19 protein-coding genes are annotated in these 17,899 nt (G+C 60.8%); 9 read left to right on the top strand and 10 right to left on the bottom strand.

Translation table 11 applies throughout. The annotated features are described in order from the left end of the window. Nucleotides 1–59: 59 nt before the first annotated feature. Nucleotides 60–305 carry a DEAD/DEAH box helicase family protein gene (locus GSQ79_RS30215; protein ID WP_368669903.1) on the bottom strand — a complete coding sequence of 82 codons (246 nt, stop codon included), beginning with the start codon at nucleotides 303–305 and terminating at the stop codon, nucleotides 60–62. Continuing rightward, nucleotides 302–556: a hypothetical protein gene (locus GSQ79_RS30210; protein ID WP_210252985.1), complete on the bottom strand. Its 255-nt coding sequence runs from the start codon at nucleotides 554–556 to the stop codon at nucleotides 302–304. The genes GSQ79_RS30215 and GSQ79_RS30210 overlap by 4 nt, the downstream gene beginning before the upstream one ends. Nucleotides 557–804: 248 nt before the next feature. Here GSQ79_RS30210 and GSQ79_RS01840 point away from each other — a divergent pair, with 248 nt between their 5' ends. After that, on the top strand, nucleotides 805–1,959 hold the full coding sequence (locus tag GSQ79_RS01840) for an epoxide hydrolase family protein (RefSeq protein ID WP_158807030.1): 1,155 nt from the start codon (nucleotides 805–807) through the stop codon (nucleotides 1,957–1,959). Between the two features lie 236 nt (nucleotides 1,960–2,195). Here GSQ79_RS01840 and GSQ79_RS01835 read toward each other — a convergent pair whose 3' ends face one another. Then, a complete protein-coding gene (locus tag GSQ79_RS01835; RefSeq protein WP_158807029.1) occupies nucleotides 2,196–3,098 on the bottom strand; it encodes an AraC family transcriptional regulator in 903 nt (300 codons plus the stop codon). Nucleotides 3,099–3,251: 153 nt separating this feature from the next. On the opposite strand from GSQ79_RS01835, the gene GSQ79_RS01830 reads away from it, so the two are divergent. Further along, nucleotides 3,252–4,103 (top strand): alpha/beta fold hydrolase, encoded by an 852-nt coding sequence (locus GSQ79_RS01830; RefSeq protein WP_158807028.1) that lies wholly within the window; start codon nucleotides 3,252–3,254, stop codon nucleotides 4,101–4,103. A 52-nt stretch (nucleotides 4,104–4,155) separates the two neighbouring features. On the opposite strand, the gene GSQ79_RS01825 is transcribed toward GSQ79_RS01830, so the two are convergent. Beyond that, the gene (locus tag GSQ79_RS01825) at nucleotides 4,156–4,506 is read right to left on the bottom strand and encodes a nuclear transport factor 2 family protein (RefSeq protein WP_158807027.1); all 351 of its coding nucleotides are present in this window, start codon (nucleotides 4,504–4,506) and stop codon (nucleotides 4,156–4,158) included. Between the two features lie 151 nt (nucleotides 4,507–4,657). On the opposite strand from GSQ79_RS01825, the gene GSQ79_RS01820 reads away from it, so the two are divergent. After that, nucleotides 4,658–5,584 carry an AraC family transcriptional regulator gene (locus tag GSQ79_RS01820; RefSeq protein ID WP_158807026.1) on the top strand — a complete coding sequence of 309 codons (927 nt, stop codon included), beginning with the start codon at nucleotides 4,658–4,660 and terminating at the stop codon, nucleotides 5,582–5,584. A 26-nt stretch (nucleotides 5,585–5,610) separates the two neighbouring features. Here the strand turns inward: GSQ79_RS01820 and GSQ79_RS01815 are convergent, their stop codons facing one another. Continuing rightward, a complete protein-coding gene (locus GSQ79_RS01815; protein ID WP_158807025.1) occupies nucleotides 5,611–6,033 on the bottom strand; it encodes a helix-turn-helix domain-containing protein in 423 nt (140 codons plus the stop codon). A gap of 68 nt (nucleotides 6,034–6,101) precedes the next feature. On the opposite strand from GSQ79_RS01815, the gene GSQ79_RS01810 reads away from it, so the two are divergent. The 6 genes from GSQ79_RS01810 to GSQ79_RS01785 all read left to right on the top strand — a co-directional run bounded on the left by GSQ79_RS01810 (nucleotide 6,102) and on the right by GSQ79_RS01785 (nucleotide 12,633). Continuing rightward, nucleotides 6,102–6,935, top strand: a complete 834-nt coding sequence (locus GSQ79_RS01810) for an SDR family oxidoreductase (protein ID WP_246725037.1) — start codon at nucleotides 6,102–6,104, stop codon at nucleotides 6,933–6,935. A 182-nt stretch (nucleotides 6,936–7,117) separates the two neighbouring features. Beyond that, on the top strand, nucleotides 7,118–7,579 hold the full coding sequence (locus GSQ79_RS01805) for an SRPBCC family protein (RefSeq protein WP_158807024.1): 462 nt from the start codon (nucleotides 7,118–7,120) through the stop codon (nucleotides 7,577–7,579). Nucleotides 7,580–8,384: 805 nt separating this feature from the next. Beyond that, complete coding sequence (locus GSQ79_RS01800) at nucleotides 8,385–9,110, top strand: class I SAM-dependent methyltransferase (RefSeq protein WP_158807023.1); 726 nt, start codon at nucleotides 8,385–8,387, stop codon at nucleotides 9,108–9,110. A gap of 16 nt (nucleotides 9,111–9,126) precedes the next feature. Continuing rightward, nucleotides 9,127–10,230, top strand: a complete 1,104-nt coding sequence (locus GSQ79_RS30205; RefSeq protein WP_368669902.1) for a response regulator — start codon at nucleotides 9,127–9,129, stop codon at nucleotides 10,228–10,230. A 417-nt stretch (nucleotides 10,231–10,647) separates the two neighbouring features. After that, a complete protein-coding gene (locus GSQ79_RS01790) occupies nucleotides 10,648–11,418 on the top strand; it encodes an AraC family transcriptional regulator (RefSeq protein ID WP_158807022.1) in 771 nt (256 codons plus the stop codon). Nucleotides 11,419–11,619: 201 nt separating this feature from the next. Then, nucleotides 11,620–12,633, top strand: coding sequence for a methyltransferase (locus GSQ79_RS01785; protein WP_368669901.1), 1,014 nt, complete (start codon nucleotides 11,620–11,622; stop codon nucleotides 12,631–12,633). A 108-nt stretch (nucleotides 12,634–12,741) separates the two neighbouring features. On the opposite strand, the gene GSQ79_RS01780 is transcribed toward GSQ79_RS01785, so the two are convergent. The 5 genes from GSQ79_RS01780 to GSQ79_RS01760 form a co-directional block, all read right to left on the bottom strand. Further along, entirely contained in the window at nucleotides 12,742–13,497 is a 756-nt protein-coding gene (locus GSQ79_RS01780; protein ID WP_158807021.1) for a hypothetical protein, read from the bottom strand. A 538-nt stretch (nucleotides 13,498–14,035) separates the two neighbouring features. Then, complete coding sequence (locus tag GSQ79_RS01775) at nucleotides 14,036–14,302, bottom strand: chorismate mutase (RefSeq protein ID WP_158807020.1); 267 nt, start codon at nucleotides 14,300–14,302, stop codon at nucleotides 14,036–14,038. A 152-nt stretch (nucleotides 14,303–14,454) separates the two neighbouring features. Beyond that, the gene (locus GSQ79_RS01770; RefSeq protein ID WP_158807019.1) at nucleotides 14,455–15,504 is read right to left on the bottom strand and encodes an ATP-binding protein; all 1,050 of its coding nucleotides are present in this window, start codon (nucleotides 15,502–15,504) and stop codon (nucleotides 14,455–14,457) included. Further along, entirely contained in the window at nucleotides 15,413–16,909 is a 1,497-nt protein-coding gene (locus tag GSQ79_RS01765) for a DAHL domain-containing protein (protein ID WP_158807018.1), read from the bottom strand. The genes GSQ79_RS01770 and GSQ79_RS01765 overlap by 92 nt, the downstream gene beginning before the upstream one ends. Continuing rightward, nucleotides 16,906–17,823, bottom strand: a complete 918-nt coding sequence (locus GSQ79_RS01760; RefSeq protein WP_158807017.1) for a cytochrome-c peroxidase — start codon at nucleotides 17,821–17,823, stop codon at nucleotides 16,906–16,908. Before GSQ79_RS01760 ends, GSQ79_RS01765 begins: the two co-directional genes overlap by 4 nt. Between the last annotated feature and the right edge of the window lie 76 nt (nucleotides 17,824–17,899).

Genomic DNA, 17,899 nt, shown 5'->3' with positions numbered 1-17,899 from the left:
CGAGCGCCGCTTGGTAGCGGCCGGGGGCGCCATGAGCGATTTGGTCCGCTCATAGTTGATCAGCGTGACAGCCTTTTCAGGCAGGCCGGCGAGGGCCATGGTTCGCCGCCACTGGGGGATGGCGCCCTTGGGCAAACAATGAGGATCTCTTGCTCCGGCATCTCTGCCAAGGCGGCCCAGACGGACAGCGTCTTGCCGAGCCCCGTCATGTCGCCGAGCAGGAAACCTGGCTGGCCCGCTGCCCGAGCATCGAGGATCGCGCGCGTCGCCGCGCGCTGATGCGATCGAGGGACAAGAACTGTCAAAGCAGATCGCGCTGCGGCGGTGCCGCGGCTTGCGAATGGGCAGGCGCGTCCGTGGTCAGCAACACCGGCATAGATTTCGAAGGCACAGGTCCGACGTTTCCCTTCGCGTGGGTCATCAGGAAGCCCAATAGGCGATGCTCGCCGGGAAAATCGTCCGGGATGGACGGCAAGTGGCCGGTTAGGTCGCGCGAGGCGGCGAAGAGCTTCCGCATGGCCTCCTGGCTGCCGGCGATGGAGTAGAGGTTGCACATCCGGCGTCGTTAGCATCCGATCGGGGCTGCGGCGAGGCTATGGGCACTTGGCGATCTTGTTCGTATGCGCGTTCCGAACTCGCGCGCTCGGACGCCGATGATCATTTTTGGGTCAAAGGCCGCATTCTGCCTGTTGCGGCCTCTGCCGGGCCCGTAGCCTCGCGATGCTGTCCACAGGCTACACCCTTTCGCCAACCCAAGACGGCGATTCCGCGTTGCACGTCAGCCATGGAAGAAGGACTGCCCCAATGACGACTACGCCGGCAGGCTTGCACCCCTTTACCGTCGCCTGGGACAAGGCCACGCTCGAGCGGACGCTCGGTCGCGTTCGCGAATTTCAGAGGCCCCGCATTCCGCAAGATGCGGGTTGGCGCTACGGCTGCGATCCAAACGTCCTCGACGAACTCCGCGCCTATTGGCTCGACCGCTTCGACCATGCGGCGGCTGCGGATACGCTGAACCGCTTCCTGCAGGGCATGGCGACAGTTGACGGTTTCGACCTTCACGTCATTCACGTCGTCGGCGAGGCGCAGGGGCGGCGCCCGCTGCTGCTCACTCACGGCTGGCCCGGCTCCGTCTACGAATTCTGGTCGGTCATCGGGCCGCTCGCCTATCCTTCACGCCACGGTGGCCGGGTCGAGGAGGCCTTCGACCTCGTCATCCCGGCGCTGCCGGGTTTCGGCTTTTCCGGCAAACCGGAGGCGCCAATCGGGGCCCGAACGACGGCACGGCTGTTCGACCGGCTGATGCGCGAGACGCTCGGCTACGACCGCTACCTGGCGCAGGGTGGGGACTGGGGCGCCGGCGTCAGCGCGTGGCTGGCGCTTGACCACGCGGAGGCGGTGCGCGGGATCCATCTCAATTACCTGCTCGTACAGCCGGACGGCGAGCCGGAAAGCGCCGTGGAGCGGGCCTGGAAAGCGGACTTCGACGAGGCCCAGCGTCGTCTCGGTGCCTACTCGGCGCTGCATGGCACCCGGCCGCTTTCGCTCGGTTACGCCATGGCGGACAACCCTGTCGCGCAGCTGGCCTGGCTTGTCGAACGCTTCCACGACTGGGCGGATCTCCGCGATCGGCCCTTTGCCGACGTCTTCCCGAAGGATGTGCTGCTCACCAACGCGATGCTCTACCTGTTGACGGATTCGTTCGCGACGGCGACTTGGTACTACGCCGGAGCGGCCGCCGAGAATGTCCGGCGCATGCCGAGGGGCCGACGCGTCGAAGTGCCGACGGCCTATGCGGCCTATCCGGATCCGCGCTCGCCCACTCCTCCGCGCGAATGGGTGGAGCGCGGCTACGACGTCATGCGTTGGCGTGAGATGCCGCGCGGCGGTCACTTCGCTGCGATGGAGGCGCCGGATCTCTTCGTGGCGGACCTACGCGAATGGGCCGCCGACCTGTGACGGTATCGTTTGAATGGCCGCGACATCGAACTGCTTCTTCAGCTTGGTGGCCGAATTCTGCGGCATGGGCCATGGCGCGTGTCAGCGTCGCCTGCCGCCTGATGATTCGGACGATCTGGTCTGGGACAACGATCGGCTTGTAGGATTGTCGTCGTGTCGTGGCTCAATTCACGAACGGCAGGGCGCATCGTGAGGACCATGCCGCACTGTCGACGTGGAAGGTGCTGTCACAGCGCTCAGATCGGTTCGGAGCGGCCCTGGTCCTTGTATTCCCCGCGCGGGGAATGGCCGAAGAAGGCTTTATAGGCACGGCTGAATGCGGCTTCGGATTCATAGCCGACACGCAGCCCTATCTTGCCGATGCGCGCCTGTCGCTGCGTTAGGAGGTCGCGCGCCAAGGTGAGACGCCATTCGTTCTGGTAGCGCAACGGCGAACGCCCGACGAGTGCGGCGAAACGTTCGCAGAAGCTCGAGCGCGACATGCCGGCGATGCCGGCCAGGGCTTCGATGCTCCATCGTTGCCCGGGCGCTTCGTGGATGGCCCGGAGCGTGCGCGCGATGCGCTCGTCAGACAGGCCACCGAGCCAGCCCGAGCTCTGTCCGCGCTGGATCCAGGTGCGTAGCGTGCGGATCACGGCCAAGTCGATCAGCCGCGAAATCATTAAGCCTGCGCCCGGCTGGACGTCGCTGGCCTCGATCATCATGAAGTGTAAGAAACCGTCGAGCCAGCTCGCCCCCTCCGCCCTGCCAACATGGATGTAGGGCGGCAGACCCGCGACCATGCCGCGCAGACTGGTGGGATCGAAGCGGAAGCGGCAGAGCACTGCCGTTGCGGAAGCCTCGACCGCCAGCAGGCGGATGCCGCCGTCGCTGTGCGGGAGCAGAAGAAGGTCGCCCGCCGCGACGACCACTGGCAGGCCCTCGTCGCCTTCAACGCGAACAGCGCCCTCCGTCACCAGGCAGATATGTCCCGCGTCAGCCACTAGCGGCAGCGCCACGCCGCTCGCAACCGTCATCGGAACGATCCCATCACCGGTCAAACGGATTTGCGACAGAACATGAGACAGCAGATCGCTGTTCGCGGAACCCGATCCAGGCGTTTCCGGATGAATCGACAAGTTTTCCAGCCGTTCCGCCATGGCTCCATTTCTCCGACGGCTACACATAGAACGTCAACGACGCGAACCATAAAGCACGAGTCGAACGCTTATCAACCACTAACCCGTAGTGCGAGGTGCTCGGTAACAATCTTTGCCGATCGTCCTCGTCACGCAACCGCAGAGGCTACGAACATGAAGAGATTATATGCCCTCCTGGGCCTCACCTCGGCTTTGGTCGTTTCCACCCCCATCGCCGTGTCCGCCAAAACCATCCGGAACGTCGTGCTCGTTCACGGCGCCTTCGTGGACGCCTCAAGCTGGGACAAGGTCGCGGCCCTGCTGCGCAAGAGGGGCTTCAACGTCACCGCGGTCCACAACCCGCTGACCTCTCTCGGCGCCGATGTCGCCGCGACGCGCAAGGTGCTTGCCGCACAGGATGGGCCGACCGTCCTCGTCGGCCATTCGTGGGGCGGCGTCGTCATCGGCGAGGCCGGTGACGATCCGAAAGTCAAAGCCCTCGTCTACGTCGGCGCCTTCGCGCTGGATAAAGGCGAAAGCGTCGGCGCCCTGATCGACGGGATTCCTCCGACGGAAGGCTTGAAAGTCCTGGTGGACCCGACAGCGCCGGGCGTAGCGGATGTTCCGGCTCCGGAATCGGACGTCGTGGCCCAGGCCAAATTGAAAGCGCTCCTCGCAAGCGCGAAGGCTGTGTCCGTGAATCAGACCGCGTTTCCGCGCGTCTTTGCCGGCGACGTTTCGGTCGCCGAGGCGGAAGCCATGGCCAAGACGCAAATGCCGCTCAGCGTTAAAGCCGTCATGGACACGGCGTCCGTCGCGGCCTGGCGCACAAAGCCGACCTACTATGTCGTTCATGCCAACGACCTGATGATCCCGCCCGAAGCGGAGGCCGCCTTCGCGCAGAAAATAAAGGCGACAACAATAACGATCCCGTCGAGCCACGCGTCGCCGGTATCGCACCCGAAGGAGATTGCCGCCTTCATCGAACAGGCCGCCTGCGAACAGGGATCGTTTGCGGGACCATAGAGACAAACCCGGCCCTTGGGCTGGGCGCGCTGATGGCGAGACTTCGAGGCGATTAAAAGAAACCCGCCATGTAGCCGAACAAGCCGTCCCTATCGGGACGGACGAAGTTATAGCCGGTAGCGGCCTTGGTGCCGTCCGGCTTGTACATCGTCCATACCGCCAGAAGCTCGCCATGATGGACATGGATCTTGTCGGTGCTGAAGGACACGCCCGGCATGCTTTTCTGGAACCCTTCGATGTGGGCGTTCAGGCCCGAGCGGCTTCTTCCTTCTCCGCCCGGGTTCGTGAAGACGACATCCTCGGAAACGCTCTCTTCGAGGAGGCGCTGGCGCTCATCCTTGTCGACGGTGGCGTAGGCGGCGAAATAGGCGGTCCATCGCCGCTTGAGCGTGTCGTCATCCATGGTCGATCCTTCGTGAGCTCGGGTTGCTCGCAGCGAGCTGTGAGCTGTCGCGGAGCATCGGATTGACGCTCCATGACTTCGAAGGTAGATGGCTCAGATCATAGGGTCGATAATTGATGCTCCTATGTTATTTACGTATCGTCCAAATCTGATGGATCCTCTTATCGATCTCATCCGGTTGCTTCGACCGCGAGCGGCCTTGTTTGGAGGCGGTCTCGACGCCTCCGGCGCGTGGGCAGTGTCGTTCCGGAAGCGGGACGATCTCCTGTTCTGCTGGATCGAGCGCGGCGAGTGCCGGTTGACGCGGCCGCACTGCGCGCCCTTGCAGATCTGCCAAGGCGATTTCGTCCTGATCCGCACGGTAACGCCGTTCACGCTGACCTCGGACGTGTCGATCGAGCCCATCGATAGCGAGACTGCTGTCGCTACGACCGGGAACGTCCGGCTTACGCTCGGGGCGGGCGGCGATCGACCAGTTACGCTGCACGCGGGAAAGTTCGCCTTCGATACGGCAAACGAAGACTTGCTGTCCGGGCTACTTCCGCCGCTCGTCCATCTCGCCGCTTGCGACACGTCCTTGGGCCGCGTACGCGCGCTTTTGACGATGAACGAGATGGAGGCGCGGGAGCCCGGCCCCGCCAGCGCTTTCATCATCGTGAGGCTGGTCGAGCTGATCCTGGTGGAAATTCTCAGGACCAAGCGCTCGCAGGCAGACGAGGCGACAACCGGACTGCTCGCCGGTCTCAACGATCCCGTCACGGCATGCGCGCTGGCCGCGATGCATCGGGACGTGGCGCACGACTGGACCGTCGGTGAATTGGCAAAACTATGCGGCGTCTCCCGGTCCACCTTCGCCACGCGATTCCGCACGATCGTGGGCACCGCGCCGATCGATTATCTGCTGCATTGGCGGATGGCGCTCGCCAAGGATGCGCTGCGCTGCGGAGAGCGCAGCAGCGGCGAGATCGCCTACGCCATCGGCTTCAAGTCCCCAAGCGCGTTCAGTACGGCTTTCACGCGCGCCGTGGGGTGTTCGCCAAAACGCTTCGCCGGCAACGCGGCAACGAAGTCCCGATGATCGCGCGAAGCCGCCGGTGTCCCCAATCAGCGCAGCCTGCCATCGAAGGCGCGGCGCGCGTCTTCGACCTGCGTCAGGTTTTCGGCCGCCCAAACCCAGACCCCGCAGAACGCGGCGCCGAGCGTGAAGCCCAAGTCGGTCAGCCTGTACTCGACCTTCGGCGGCACGACCGGGTGCACGGTTCTGACCAGAAGCCCGTCGCGTTCCATCTGCCGGAGCGTTTGCGTCAACATCTTCTGGCTGATGCCATCCACCATCTCGCTGAGACGGGTGAACCGCAGCTCCCCCTTGTCGGCCAGCACCTCGAGGATGAGCATGGTCCACTTGTCGGCGACCCGGCCGATCAGTTCGGTGACCAACGTCTCGATGCGCGGGTCCATGTCCGTCGGCGGGGTCATCTTCGCGTAGGCTTTGGCCTTGGCGATCTGCTCCGGCGTGAAGCTCGTCATGTCGGAAATCCTATACTCTCTTTCAGGTGCGTATAGCACTTTGCGGTGCCTTCTTCCCAATGGAGAGTATGACCCTTAGCTTCGCGCAGATCAACGCAAAGCAGGTCCAAGTCATGAAACTCATCAAGAAGACGATCCTCATCACCGGAGGCACCAGCGGCATCGGCATGGAGCTGGCAGACCAGCTCCTGCAGCGCGGGAACACGGTGATCGTCACCGGACGGGATATCGCGAAGCTGGAGACGGCCCAGCGAAAGCTGCCGGGGCTGCAGGCTTTCCAGAGCGACGCCAGCGACCCGAACGCCATCGCCAAGCTCTATGCCAGCGTCATCGAGCACTTTCCCGACCTTGATGTCCTCATCAACAACGCCGGGATCATGCGCAACCTGAACATCAACGGCGCGCGCGATCTGAACGATGTAACGCGTGAGATCGAGGTCAACCTCAGCGGGCCCGTCAGGATGGTCCAACAGTTCTTGCCGCACCTGAAGGCCCGCGAAGGCGCGCTCATCGTCAACGTCTCCTCGGGCCTGGCCTTCATTCCGATGGCCATGTCGCCGGTCTACTGCGCCACCAAGGCCGCGCTCCATAGTTTCACACAGTGCCTGCGCGTGCAGCTTGAGGGCACCGGTGTGACAGTCGTGGAACTGGCCCCGCCCGGGGTCGAGACGCCGTTGTTCAGAGGCGAGTTCGCCGAAGAGATGAAAGGGCAGAAGGGGATGGACGTCACGGTCCTCGTCAAGGCCGCCATCGCCGGCATCGAGGCGGGCAAGATCGAGATCCGTCCCGGCCTTAGCAACGTCTTAAAAATCATGAGCCGTGTCGCCCCACAGTTCATGTTCAAACAATTGGCGAAGGTCGGGAAGCAGGACCCGCAGCCGACCCTGAGGGCGGCAAGGTGAAAGGCTCCCGCCGCATTGTGCTCGATGCCATTTGGGTCCTGCTTCCTGCCGCTCTTGTACTCGCATTCTCCGGCTGCAGCGAAATCGTGCCAACGATTGCGCCGGACGGCCAGCAAGCCGCGATCACGCCGCCATTACTGAACGCGAGTCCTCGTTATGAAACGGCCAGTGCGTTGGTGGACGTGCCAATACCTCTCGCCGCATTCGCGCGCTGGTTCGATCGGACCGGCGCGCCGGAGCTTGGCTCCTTTCTGAAAAGCACCGCAACCGTGCCCGGCGTGGTCCGGTCGGAGCCGCCGATGGGCGTTTGGCGCGATCCGGGTGATCGGCGAAAACTGATCTTCGTCGACGGTGCCAGCGTGCTCGAACAGATCCTCGACAAGGGACCACGGAACATGCGCGTCGAGATGTGGGATCTCGAGAACAAGACCGGACGCTACATCGCCTACGCGGTCGAAAATTTCGCGCTGTCCGAAACGCCGACCGGAACACGGGTCACGTGGATCACCGATTTCGAACCGAAGGTTCAGCCGCCGGATGGATGGATGATCCGATCCTATGTCGGCGAAGACTATCGGGACTTCATGCAGCGCGGATTGAACGCTATGGCTCTGCGTGCGATCTCGGATCTTGGACTGAGATAGCTGCGCGAAATGGGATGTTCAATCGATGATCAGATTTGTCGTATGTCTGGCGATAACGATTCTGAGCGCGCTCGTGAGCCTCGGGTTTTCGACCGTCGCCGTCATGAAGAGTAAAGGGCAAGCGCGGACGATCGCGTACTATGCCGCTGCAAGAAGTCTCTCGTTCGCAGTGCTCAGCCTTGTCCCGGTCCTCACAGGATCGAACGCCTGGTTGCAGGCTGTTGCCGTCGGCATGATCGTCGTTCAGTCGTGCGATGCAGCAATCGGCGTATCGATCCACGACAGGATGAAAACTTACGGTCCTGCGGGAACCGCGGTCGCGAACATGATCGCGCTCGTATGGTTTTCGCTATGAGTTGCGGTCTTAGAGGCATTTGTAACCTGAAGGGCAATGCGCCCAATGGTGCTGCACGACGGTTAAGCCTTCTGAAGCCGACGACGGACGTTTCGGTTTGACGCCTTCAGACAAGGCTCATTGAAACGCAAATTGCACAAGCGTGAGGTAAAATTGGCCCGCTGAAACGGACTTGCCACTACCTATTATCGTGCGATTTCGCATTCAACGCGGGCGAAGCTATTCGAGTGTCCGTTTTGTACAATCAATCGATATCCCAGGCTCCTAAAGTGAAGTTTGCCGTGTCCCAACACGATGCAAACAGATAGGAGCCCACCATCCATGAACCAAGTCATTCATCCGATTGCCGTCGCGACAGGCGACGGCCTAGATTATCGCCTTGGCCACGCCGAGCCCGAACTCCAGAGGCTGATGGTTCAAGCCGCCGTCTTACGCCCGACCACCGAGCGGATGCTGCGCAGCGCCGGGATTGAGCCAGGAATGCGGATCCTCGACGTGGGCTGTGGCGCAGGCGACGTCGCGATGCTGGCGGCCGACCTTGTTGGGCCAACCGGCTCCGTTGTCGGCATCGACCGCGCCGCCGACGGGCTCGCGCTCGCCAAGCGTCGTACGCAGTACAACTATCCCAATATAGCCTTTCAACAAGCGGGACTGGACGATTATGCCGGCCATGGTGATTTCGACATGGTCATTTGCCGGTATGTTCTCATCCATCAGGCCGATCCGGTCGGCTTTCTTCGCGCGGCGGCACGGCTGACGCGATCCGGCGGGATCGTGGCGGTGCATGAGATTTCCACCCGATATCTCCCGGTCTCTGAACCGCCCGTCGCCCTCTGGGATCAGATCGGCCTCTTGCTGACCAAAGCGATCAGCGTCTTGGTTCCGGGGGCGGACATCGCCCTCAGGGCGCCGCGCGCATTCCGCGATGCGGGTCTGCCTCAAACCACGATGGTGTGCGAGATGGTGACGGGACGCGGCCCGGGCGCCCTGATTTATCGTTGGGTCGCTGACACCTGCCAGGTTTTCATGCCGAGTGCGCAAAAGATAGCGCCTTCGGGGCAGGCGCTTCCGGGCTTCGACGGGCTCGCCGAGCGCCTTGAGGCTGCCGTGCTCGCGGCAGACGCTCAAGTCGCGACTTGGGCGCAAGTATGCGTCTGGGCTCCCGTGCCGCGATGAACGCCGCGGACTCTGGATGAATCCGGCCCCGCGCTTCATTCGTATCTCTGTCGCAACTCGAGCCGGCGAGGCGCTGTCGGCGATAGAGTTTGGTCGATCCATCGGATTCCATCCGGCAAGACTCGATGCCGAAGGGCTCAGTTTGTTTACAAGCATACTGATCAGACGGGCAAAGCTCCGCGAAGCGAGATCCTCATCTGAAATTCAATGTCGATCGCGGCCTCGCAAAATCAAGCGCGGCCGATTGCCAACGCAGTCTCCCTACCCGAGCGCCAATGCGCTCCGGCCGAAAGCTTGGATACCTAAGGAAGGCGTAAAGATCACTATGGAGCAGTCTGTATACCGGTCCTCTTCTCATGTAACAAAAAGTGTTCTGCGTGAGGCGGATTATCGTCGGGAAGAGCAAGCCATGCGCGGATCTCCGATGGCTCCTTTTGAACACGCGTCAGCAAACCTTTTCGCCACCAGAATTGTTGTCGCCGACGATGACCCTGTCATCCGAAAACGCATCGTCGATTATCTCGAAAGCTATGGCGTGCGCGCTAGGGCCGCTTCCGGAGCCATCGAGCTGGAACGGGAGATGCTGGTGGGCGACCCCGGCCTGATCATATTCGACATTCAGCTCGGTCATACCGATCGCTTCAGCCTGCTTCGGAAGCTTCGCTCGCGGACAGACGTCCCGATCATCGTTACGATCGGTCACGGATGCGACGAAATCGATCGCGCCGTCGGGCTGGAGCTGGGCGCTGATGACTATGTCACAAAACCGCTTAATTTGCGGGAGCTGCTGGCACGCATTCGCGCGGTTCTGCGGCGCCGGGAAAACGTGTCTTCGCCGAAGCGAAAGGCAATGCAGCCAACATACCGATTTGGAGGCTGGCACTTGAGCAGCCGTATTCGGAAGCTGACCGATCCTGATGGGTGCCGGGTCGCATTGACAAAAGGCGAATATGCGATGCTGATGGCCTTCCTTGAAGCACCGCAGCGGATCCTGACCCGCGAACATCTTCTGCGGGCGACCCACATTCATGACGACGTTTTCGATCGCAGCATCGACGTGCAGATCCTACGTCTTCGTCGCAAGCTCAAGACTGATCCAAGCGCGCCGCAGATCATTTAGACCGAGCGTGGCATCGGCTATATTCTCGCCCTGACCGTCGAAACCTGCTAACGAACACGTACTAAGCTTCTTTCAGGACGTGGCATGTTCTGAGTTTCGCCATTCGTTTGAGAAGCGGCTAGAGAATCGCGCGCGGTGCCTTACGTGCCAGGCCTTTAAATAGTGCGAGCTGCAAATTAAGTGTCATGCCACAGGGTGCCGCAAACGCGTCGTAGCGGAGACGGCATCTGGAAAGCCTCGAGGCAGCACGGCATCCGCCGTTTGCGCCTGGAGGCAGGGGCAGAATCGTGACAGCGTTGCTAAAGGTTCAAACGTTTTTCCGGCAGGCGCCGACCCATGAGATGTCTCATGCTCGCTGAGCCAAACGGGGCTTTCGGAACATGGGCGCCCTATGATCTCTCCTCCTCCCGTGCGTCCTTGGACGATGTTGTCGAACAGATCGTCGACTGGGATATTCCGGAGACCGCCGCTGCCATCGGCCTGACGGTGCAGATCTTCCCGAGCACGATGCCGTTTTTTGTCGTTCAATACAGGGCGCCGGTGCGCTCTTCGCGACGCTACGGCGAGTTGGAAAATCGACACCCGCCGTATTGGCATATCGCGACAAAGGTCCAGACCGGCGTCGCCATCATCCGGCCGACAGGTCCACTTGGTGTCATCATCGTGCAGCTCAGGCCGGAGGCGGCGCCCCGTCTTTTAGGTGCCGGAATGGAAGACTTCGTTGATACCAAGGTGGGCCTCGATGGGATATTCGGGACACGTAACGTATCGCGCTTGGCGGAGATGTTGGCGGGCGCTTCGGATAGTCACGAGCGCTTCGGTATCGTCCGACGCTTCGTCCAGGCAAACCTGAGAGCAGGCAATTCCGATCGGGCCGTCTCTTATGCGGCAGCCAAGCTACGCCGCACGCCCGCTTTGCAAGTGCGGCAGCTCGCGGTGGAACTTGGCATGAGCGAGCGGCATTTTTCGCGACGCTTCCGCGCGATGTTAGGAACGAGTCCGAAACAGTTTGCGCGATCTGCGCGTGTCGAAACGATCATGGCGCAACGACGCAGCGGCTTGGCATGGGCGGATATCGCCTATACCTGCGGGTTTGTGGATCAACCTCATATGATCAATGATTTTCAAGGGATCGTCGGCGCATCGCCTGTGCAAGCTTTGCATTACGACGGCATCTCCGCCTGGTAATTGATGCTGCCCCCGCCCCGCCGTCCACCAAAGGCAATGTCGCATCGATCGTTCTTCGTTGAAGCCAAACTCCAGGATTCTGCGATTTGTTCTTTGCCAACAGCGAGGATCACTGAATTCTTGAAACGCATCTGTAACATACGATTTATATTTCTCGCGGCTGCTGCAAATCAAAGTCGTTATGAAGCGAGAGAAAAAACTATGACGATAAACACCGGTACTCCAGACTATATCTTTAATCTTGGGATGGGTTTCTGGGCCTCCAAAACGCTGCTGAGCGCGGTGGAGATTGGCGTCTTCGATGTCCTCGCTGTAGCGCCGGCGAACCTGGGCTCCTTAAGGAAGCAACTGTCGCTGCACGACCGCTCGGCTCAGGATTTTCTCGATACGCTCGTGGCGCTCAAGGTCCTTGAACGAGACAATGGCATTTATCGCAACGCTCCGGACGCTGACCTCTTCCTCGACAAAGCCAAGGCAACCTACATCGGCGGCCCTTTGCAGATGGCAAATTCACGACTTTACGGCTTTTGGGGCTCACTGACCGAGGCCCTTCGAACGGGAGAACCGCAGAACGAAACCAAGGCGGATAAAGACCATTTTGCCACCATCTACGCCAACCCCGAACATCTACGTCGCTTCCTTGCGACGTTTACAGCCTTGAGCGCCAGTGCCGCGCAAGTCATTGCAACGACCTTTCCCTGGAAAGACTACGCATCCTTCGTCGACGTCGGAACGGCGCAGGGCATAGTCCCGGTGACCTTGCAGCACGCCCAAAAGCATCTCAAGGGGATAGGGTTTGACCTGCCTCCAGTGCAACCTGCTTTCGAAGAGTTCGTGATGCACCACGGCCTGGCGGAAAAGCTGCGGTTTCAAGCGGGAAGCTTTTTTACGGACGCCATACCCAATGCGGATGTCGTCATCATGGGCCATGTCCTCCATGACTGGGATCTCGCGCAGAGAAAGCTGTTGCTGGGCAAAGCGTTTGCCGCCCTTCCGGAAGGAGGTGCGTTGATCGTCTATGACGCCATGATCGATGACGATCGACGTGAAAATACGTTCGCTCTGCTGATGAGCTTAAATATGCTTATCGAGACCAAGGGGGGATCCGACTACACGGCTGCCGATTGTGAGTCTTGGATACGTGAGGCCGGGTTTTCCGCAGTCCGACGGCAATCAGCCGGCGGCCCGGACACCATGATGATTGGAATCAAGTAGACACGGCAGACGTTCGGCAGCCGAGGATCTTGGCCATGGGCGTGACTGCAAATGCACTCCTTGAGAGAGTGCCGGCCGGGGAGTTCGCCCGGCCGGCGAGGACCGCGCTTAAGAGGGCGAAGCCCGAAAGTCATGGTGCCCATGAGCAGCGATGGTCAACTCGATTTCGTGAGCGAGGCAGCGAACGGGCGTCGCGTTTTCGGCGCTTCCGCCGGCATCGTTGCGGAGCGGACCAACGAAGCGGACGTTGTCGGCGAGTACCCGCGTCGGGATGCGGTGGTCCGGCGCGTCTGGAATCAGAATGCGGTCGGCGCGGTCGAACAGGGCCATGACGTCGCACAATCCGTTTAGGCCGAGCTTCGTACGCGCTCCATTCAGCGCCGGCAGGAACCCGTTCAGCAGTTCGCTCCATCTGTTCGCTATCGCGGTGAAGGCGGTCTCCTCATCGGAAGTCATCGCCGGCTTCGAACACAAATTGTTCGATCCTTTGACCGGCCGCGGTAGAAACTGAATTTCTGGCGAGAGCAAAGCGATCGGTACCCCGGCTGCCTCTGCCGCAAGCGTCGCACCGAAGAGCGTATCATTGCTCAAGACTATATCGGTCGGGCGCCGCCGTATTTCATCGCCAATGTCGGACGCATACGCATCGAGGGGATTAAAAATAGCTTGCTCGAGCCACTCCCTCAGACTCGACGCGTTGGCGGCGACACTCACGACAGACGCTGCGGCGCCCGACCACAAAACTGTTTGGAAGCAGCTCTCGCCTAATCTCCCGCGCACCGGTTTGTTGATAATAAGCCGCACGGAATGACCGCGTTCGCGTAACAACCGCGCCGCTTTCAGCAGCGGGACGAAGCCGCTCAAGTGAACACTTGTCGGCACTAGGATATTGTATGACAAGACCAATCTCCTAAAGTCCACGCCTTGAGGCAATCCGCCGATAACGACGCCCGTAAAAGCAGAGATCGTGACCTGCCGCGCATTGTTCTCCGAACCGTTTTCGGCTACGCGACCTGCGGTTCAACGACGAACGTCGCGTTCGCGACGCTAGCGCTACGGGCCGCACGCATCCAGGAGGCGTCGGCGGATGTCATCCAGAATAGTGCCGACGTGGCTTGGGCTGGTTTGCACAAGTCGCAGGCCGCGGTCGAGCGTCGCGGCCCCGTCATGGCGGATCCTCTCTTTCGATTGAAAGAGGATGGACGGCCCTGACTTCAAAGCGACTTCACAATCCCGGAACCGTGTTACGGCCGCAATGATGCATACATGGGATTGCAAGCGGACTGTCCAAGGTCGCAACGGCGCGGGCATTTTTGATCGTGCAGCACGACGTAGCTGTCCTGTGCCGGCTGCCGCGAAGCCTGTGATGTCGCGTTTCGCTAAGCCCAAATGCGGCCGCTCTTCACCAGACAAGCAGATCCGAGGCAAAGGCCGGGTCGAGGTTGGCTTGCACGGCCAGCGCCTTCAGCCGCTCTCTTTGCTGGCGGTCGGGAAGCTCCCCATGAGAGGGCAGATTGTGCCACGCCTCGAAGACGCCGATCTTTTGCTTCTGGCGCGCGCGCTCGCCGAAGAGAAGGATGATCGCCGCGTCTAGCGCGTCGATGCTTTCACGAAGGCTTTCCAGATCTTGCATGGGGGCGGTATCGATGAGTTCGGCGAAGTGTGCCATGTGTACTCCCGCTGGACGAAGAGGGTTAACGTAGCAAGCGCGATTGCGAGACGATGCTACGACGCGACATTGCTTGGCACGCGCTACATCGCCGTTGCACATCGCGGAGAAATGCGTTGTGTTCGTAACAAACGAACTGTCGTCAACGTCGGCTATGCCCGCGCCGCCGGAGCTGGCACTTTCAGACAGCGGGCGAGGGCGCTTGCGATCGTACTTGACGTTAGAGGCAACCCGACAATTTCCGAAATGCCGATGTTGATGAGGGCGTCCGCGTCCATGTCGCTCGACGACGCCATGGCAACGATGATCGGTTGCCGTGGTGCGACGGCCTGCAACGTCGCGATGAGATCCCAGGTTGGGCCTGCTGGCTCTGGATGTCCGACCACGATGGCATCAAAACGTTCAGGCGTTGCTCGACAGGCCGCAAAAGCATCGGCCACATGGGTGAAGCCCACGGGTTCGTAGCCAAGTGCCGCCAGGATCTCCTCATCCCGAAGCAGTCGTTCGATGTCTTCGTCGATGACCAGCACCGTTTCGCCGCTGCCAAAGGGTAGGGTGCCAAGTGTCTCGCTCGATGCCGGAGGCGGCGAGGAACACGAAGGGAGCCAGGTTTCGAATCGTGTTCCGACGCCCGGCTCGCTCTGAATGTGCATAGCACCCTGGTGTTCCCGGATGATTTCCCGCGCCGTCGCCAAGCCGAGGCCGCTGCCCGCGAGCCTCGTCGTGAAGAATGGCTCGAACACGCGGGACAGCGTAGCTTTGCTCATCCCGCGTCCGTTATCGATGACCGCGATGCGGACGTAGTGCCCGGGCGTCAGCTTCTCGTGATTCAGCGATCGAGCCGTCTTGATCTCGATCACGTCCGTTTCGATTTCGATGCGTCCCACATCATCCATCGCCTGCGCGGCATTTCGACAGATATTGAGGATCACTTGCTGAAGATGGGCGTAGGCGCCTCTGACTGTCGCCAGATCGGGGCCGTCGCGTATGACCAGTTGGAGGCCGGGCGCAAGCAGCGCCTCGAGCAGCGATACAGTTTCGGTGATCAGATCACGGACGTTCACAGCGCGGTGGCGCGCGTAATCGCGACGACCAAAAACAAGAATTTGATTAATCAGGTCTTGCGCGTTTTCGCCGGCACGTCGGATTTGCAGGAGCCGGGTCGCGTTCCGTTTTTCGGACGCGAACGTCGACTCCTCCATCTCGACGTAGCCAAGAATCGCGCCCGCTTGTGAGGGCCCCTACAGTTTCCAGCCGGTGGGCCTGCTGAAGGCGGGTTTCAAGGCGCGTCCGCTCCAGTTCGAGGTTTCGCCGCTCGAGGGCTGTTGCCATTGCGTCGAGTGCCATACGCAGAAGCCCGAGGTCACGCGTCGGAACTCTCCCCGGCGTCTTGAACTTGTCGAAGGACAAGAGACAGCTGATACCGTCGGTGCCGTTTCTGTAGACGCAAGCCCAACTTCGCACGCCAGCGGACAGAAAGGCTTCAGCCTCGTCGCCGGGGGGCAAACGGTCTGTCCTGGTGATCCGGATGATATTCTCTCCGGCCTGTCGGAACTGCATTGCCAAAGCGAGCGCCTGATATGGCCAGCCGAGCGGCCGGGCTGCACCATCCTCCGACCAGACGTAGATCTGCCTGGAAGCGCCAGCCAGAATGAGGTAGGCGCGATTTGCATTCATCTCGATCGCCAGTTCGCCGAGAGCCTGTTCGATAAGGCGCCCGACGTCGTCCGGTCGAGAGTTGATGAAGCGGGTCGATATTTCTGCCAGCTTGTGCTCCAGCGCGGCGCGGCGTTGTAACATAAGGGTCCGTGCGTGTAGCTGGTGACCGAGACGAACAAGAATCGCCAGAAGCAAAAGCGACGTGATTGACAAAAGAATCCGAAACGTCGTGGCGGTTGCGCGGGTCGTATTCTGAGAGGCTTTTACGATCTCACGGAGATGCATGACTTCGCTATTGATCGGAAGGGCGAATAAGCTTTTCAGGGTCCCGTTCACCTCCGGGAGCAGCTTCTGAAGAAGCCAGCCGTGTGCAATCAGGGCCTTGACGGAGCGAGCGTCGCTGGGAGCCGGTGCCTGTGTAGCCAATTCGTCCAGTCGTGTCGCGACGTCTTGGGCCGCGTCCTTCGACGTATCAAGCGTCAGGTGGAGCATCGCGGCTGCAAGGGCGCTGAATGCCGGCACGTTGCGTTGGCCTTCTTCCGACGCGCCCAGGCGACTGGTGAAAAGCCCGAAGTAGGCGAATGAGTTTTGCAGCAATGCATTATCGCTACTGAAACGCTCCACGAGCGCCTCTTGTTGCTTGATGAGCACGGAGATCCCATCGATCGTCGCCGTGGCGGACGACAAATTCTTTTGCCCCTGGCGCAGGATTGCGATCGCGCCTTCGAGGCCGTCGCGTTGTCGCGCTAAAGAATCGTAGTCTCGCAAGAGCCCGACCCGGGCACTGAGCACGTCGCGGCGTTGAGCGTTATTGATCATGGCAACGCGGTCGATTTCGGCAAGACGCCGATCGAAACCGCTCGAATCGGTGTCGATAGCGCGGATCGATAGCCACAAGAGCAGGCCGAGGACGACGACCAGAGCCACCAAGGTGTGGCAAGTCTTCATGGCGTCGAGCCCTTGACCGGATGGCCTTCGTAGGACCCAGTCAATGTCTTCAAGAATGCGACGATCACCGTTATCTGGTGTACAGAAAGATCAACGTTTAATTGCGCCGCGCCCATGCGACGGACGGCGTCATCCAGCGTCGCCGCGCTTCCATCGTGAAAGTAAGGCGGCGTCGTCGCAATATTGCGCAGACTGGGAACGCGCAACACGGCCGGCTGCTGCGCGGCGAGCGGATGAAAGACGTCGTTTCTTTCGAACAGATTGCCGCCGACGTTCACGCCTTGATGACAGGATATGCAGCCAAGCGACTTGAAGGTTTGGTAACCGTCCAGTTCTTCGGAAGAGAGCGCCGCGCGATCGCCGCCAAGCCATGCGTCAAAACGGCATCCAGGCGTTAGCAACGATCGCTCGTAGGCCCCAATCGCATCGACAAGCCTGGAACGATCGGGCGCGCCATCGTAGACCTGCTGAAAGAGCCGAACCAAATCCGGATCTTTGGATAGCGTTTGAACAACGCTGTTCAGGTCCGCTCCCATGAACCTAGGGCTCTGTAGAGCTGCTTCCGCCTGCGCTTCAAGCGTCCGCGCGTCACCTTCCCAGTTCTGCCTAAAACTCAACGCCGCATTGAAGACGGTGTTCGTGTTAAGGGCGAGTAGCGAGCCGTCGAGCGCGGTATCGAAACGCCGACCGCTGGCACCATTCGTGCGCGTATCGTGGCAGGACAGGCAGGAGCGGGTCCCGCTTGCCGATAGGCGCGGATCTTCAAAGAGACGATATCCGAGCTCGAGCTTTGCAGGGTTGACAGGCGGCGCCGACGGAATGGGGGTTATGGGTTCTACGTCGCTTGAAAGTTGCGACGGGAAATCCGGAACGAACGCTTCGGCAAGACCTCTGCCGCAGACAAAAACCGCCATACTACCGATTGCCGCAACCAGACAGAGAAACACGCAATACCGTCGAATATTTCGGGACGGCGCTCGTTTCTCCGTT

Source organism: Beijerinckia sp. L45, from assembly GCF_009765775.1.
Classification (GTDB): Bacteria; Pseudomonadota; Alphaproteobacteria; order Rhizobiales; family Beijerinckiaceae; genus RH-AL1.
The sequence above is the reverse complement of the archived record's forward strand: the minus strand, read 5'-3'. Positions and strand labels throughout refer to the sequence as shown.

Bases quoted from the DNA above. Each gene is read 5' to 3' on its own strand.
- GSQ79_RS01820 (WP_158807026.1), top strand. From the start codon at position 4,658: ATGGATCCTCTTATCGATCTCATCCGGTTGCTTCGACCGCGAGCGGCC.
- GSQ79_RS30205 (WP_368669902.1), top strand. From the start codon at position 9,127: ATGAATCCGGCCCCGCGCTTCATTCGTATCTCTGTCGCAACTCGAGCC.
- GSQ79_RS01835 (WP_158807029.1), bottom strand. From the start codon at position 3,098: ATGGCGGAACGGCTGGAAAACTTGTCGATTCATCCGGAAACGCCTGGA.
- GSQ79_RS01810 (WP_246725037.1), top strand. From the start codon at position 6,102: ATGACCCTTAGCTTCGCGCAGATCAACGCAAAGCAGGTCCAAGTCATG.
- GSQ79_RS01760 (WP_158807017.1), bottom strand. From the start codon at position 17,823: ATGGCGGTTTTTGTCTGCGGCAGAGGTCTTGCCGAAGCGTTCGTTCCG.
- GSQ79_RS01840 (WP_158807030.1), top strand. From the start codon at position 805: ATGACGACTACGCCGGCAGGCTTGCACCCCTTTACCGTCGCCTGGGAC.
- GSQ79_RS01800 (WP_158807023.1), top strand. From the start codon at position 8,385: ATGCTGCGCAGCGCCGGGATTGAGCCAGGAATGCGGATCCTCGACGTG.
- GSQ79_RS01830 (WP_158807028.1), top strand. From the start codon at position 3,252: ATGAAGAGATTATATGCCCTCCTGGGCCTCACCTCGGCTTTGGTCGTT.
- GSQ79_RS30210 (WP_210252985.1), bottom strand. From the start codon at position 556: ATGTGCAACCTCTACTCCATCGCCGGCAGCCAGGAGGCCATGCGGAAG.
- GSQ79_RS01785 (WP_368669901.1), top strand. From the start codon at position 11,620: ATGACGATAAACACCGGTACTCCAGACTATATCTTTAATCTTGGGATG.
- GSQ79_RS01770 (WP_158807019.1), bottom strand. From the start codon at position 15,504: ATGGAGGAGTCGACGTTCGCGTCCGAAAAACGGAACGCGACCCGGCTC.
- GSQ79_RS01825 (WP_158807027.1), bottom strand. From the start codon at position 4,506: ATGGATGACGACACGCTCAAGCGGCGATGGACCGCCTATTTCGCCGCC.
- GSQ79_RS01765 (WP_158807018.1), bottom strand. From the start codon at position 16,909: ATGAAGACTTGCCACACCTTGGTGGCTCTGGTCGTCGTCCTCGGCCTG.
- GSQ79_RS01815 (WP_158807025.1), bottom strand. From the start codon at position 6,033: ATGACGAGCTTCACGCCGGAGCAGATCGCCAAGGCCAAAGCCTACGCG.
- GSQ79_RS01775 (WP_158807020.1), bottom strand. From the start codon at position 14,302: ATGGCACACTTCGCCGAACTCATCGATACCGCCCCCATGCAAGATCTG.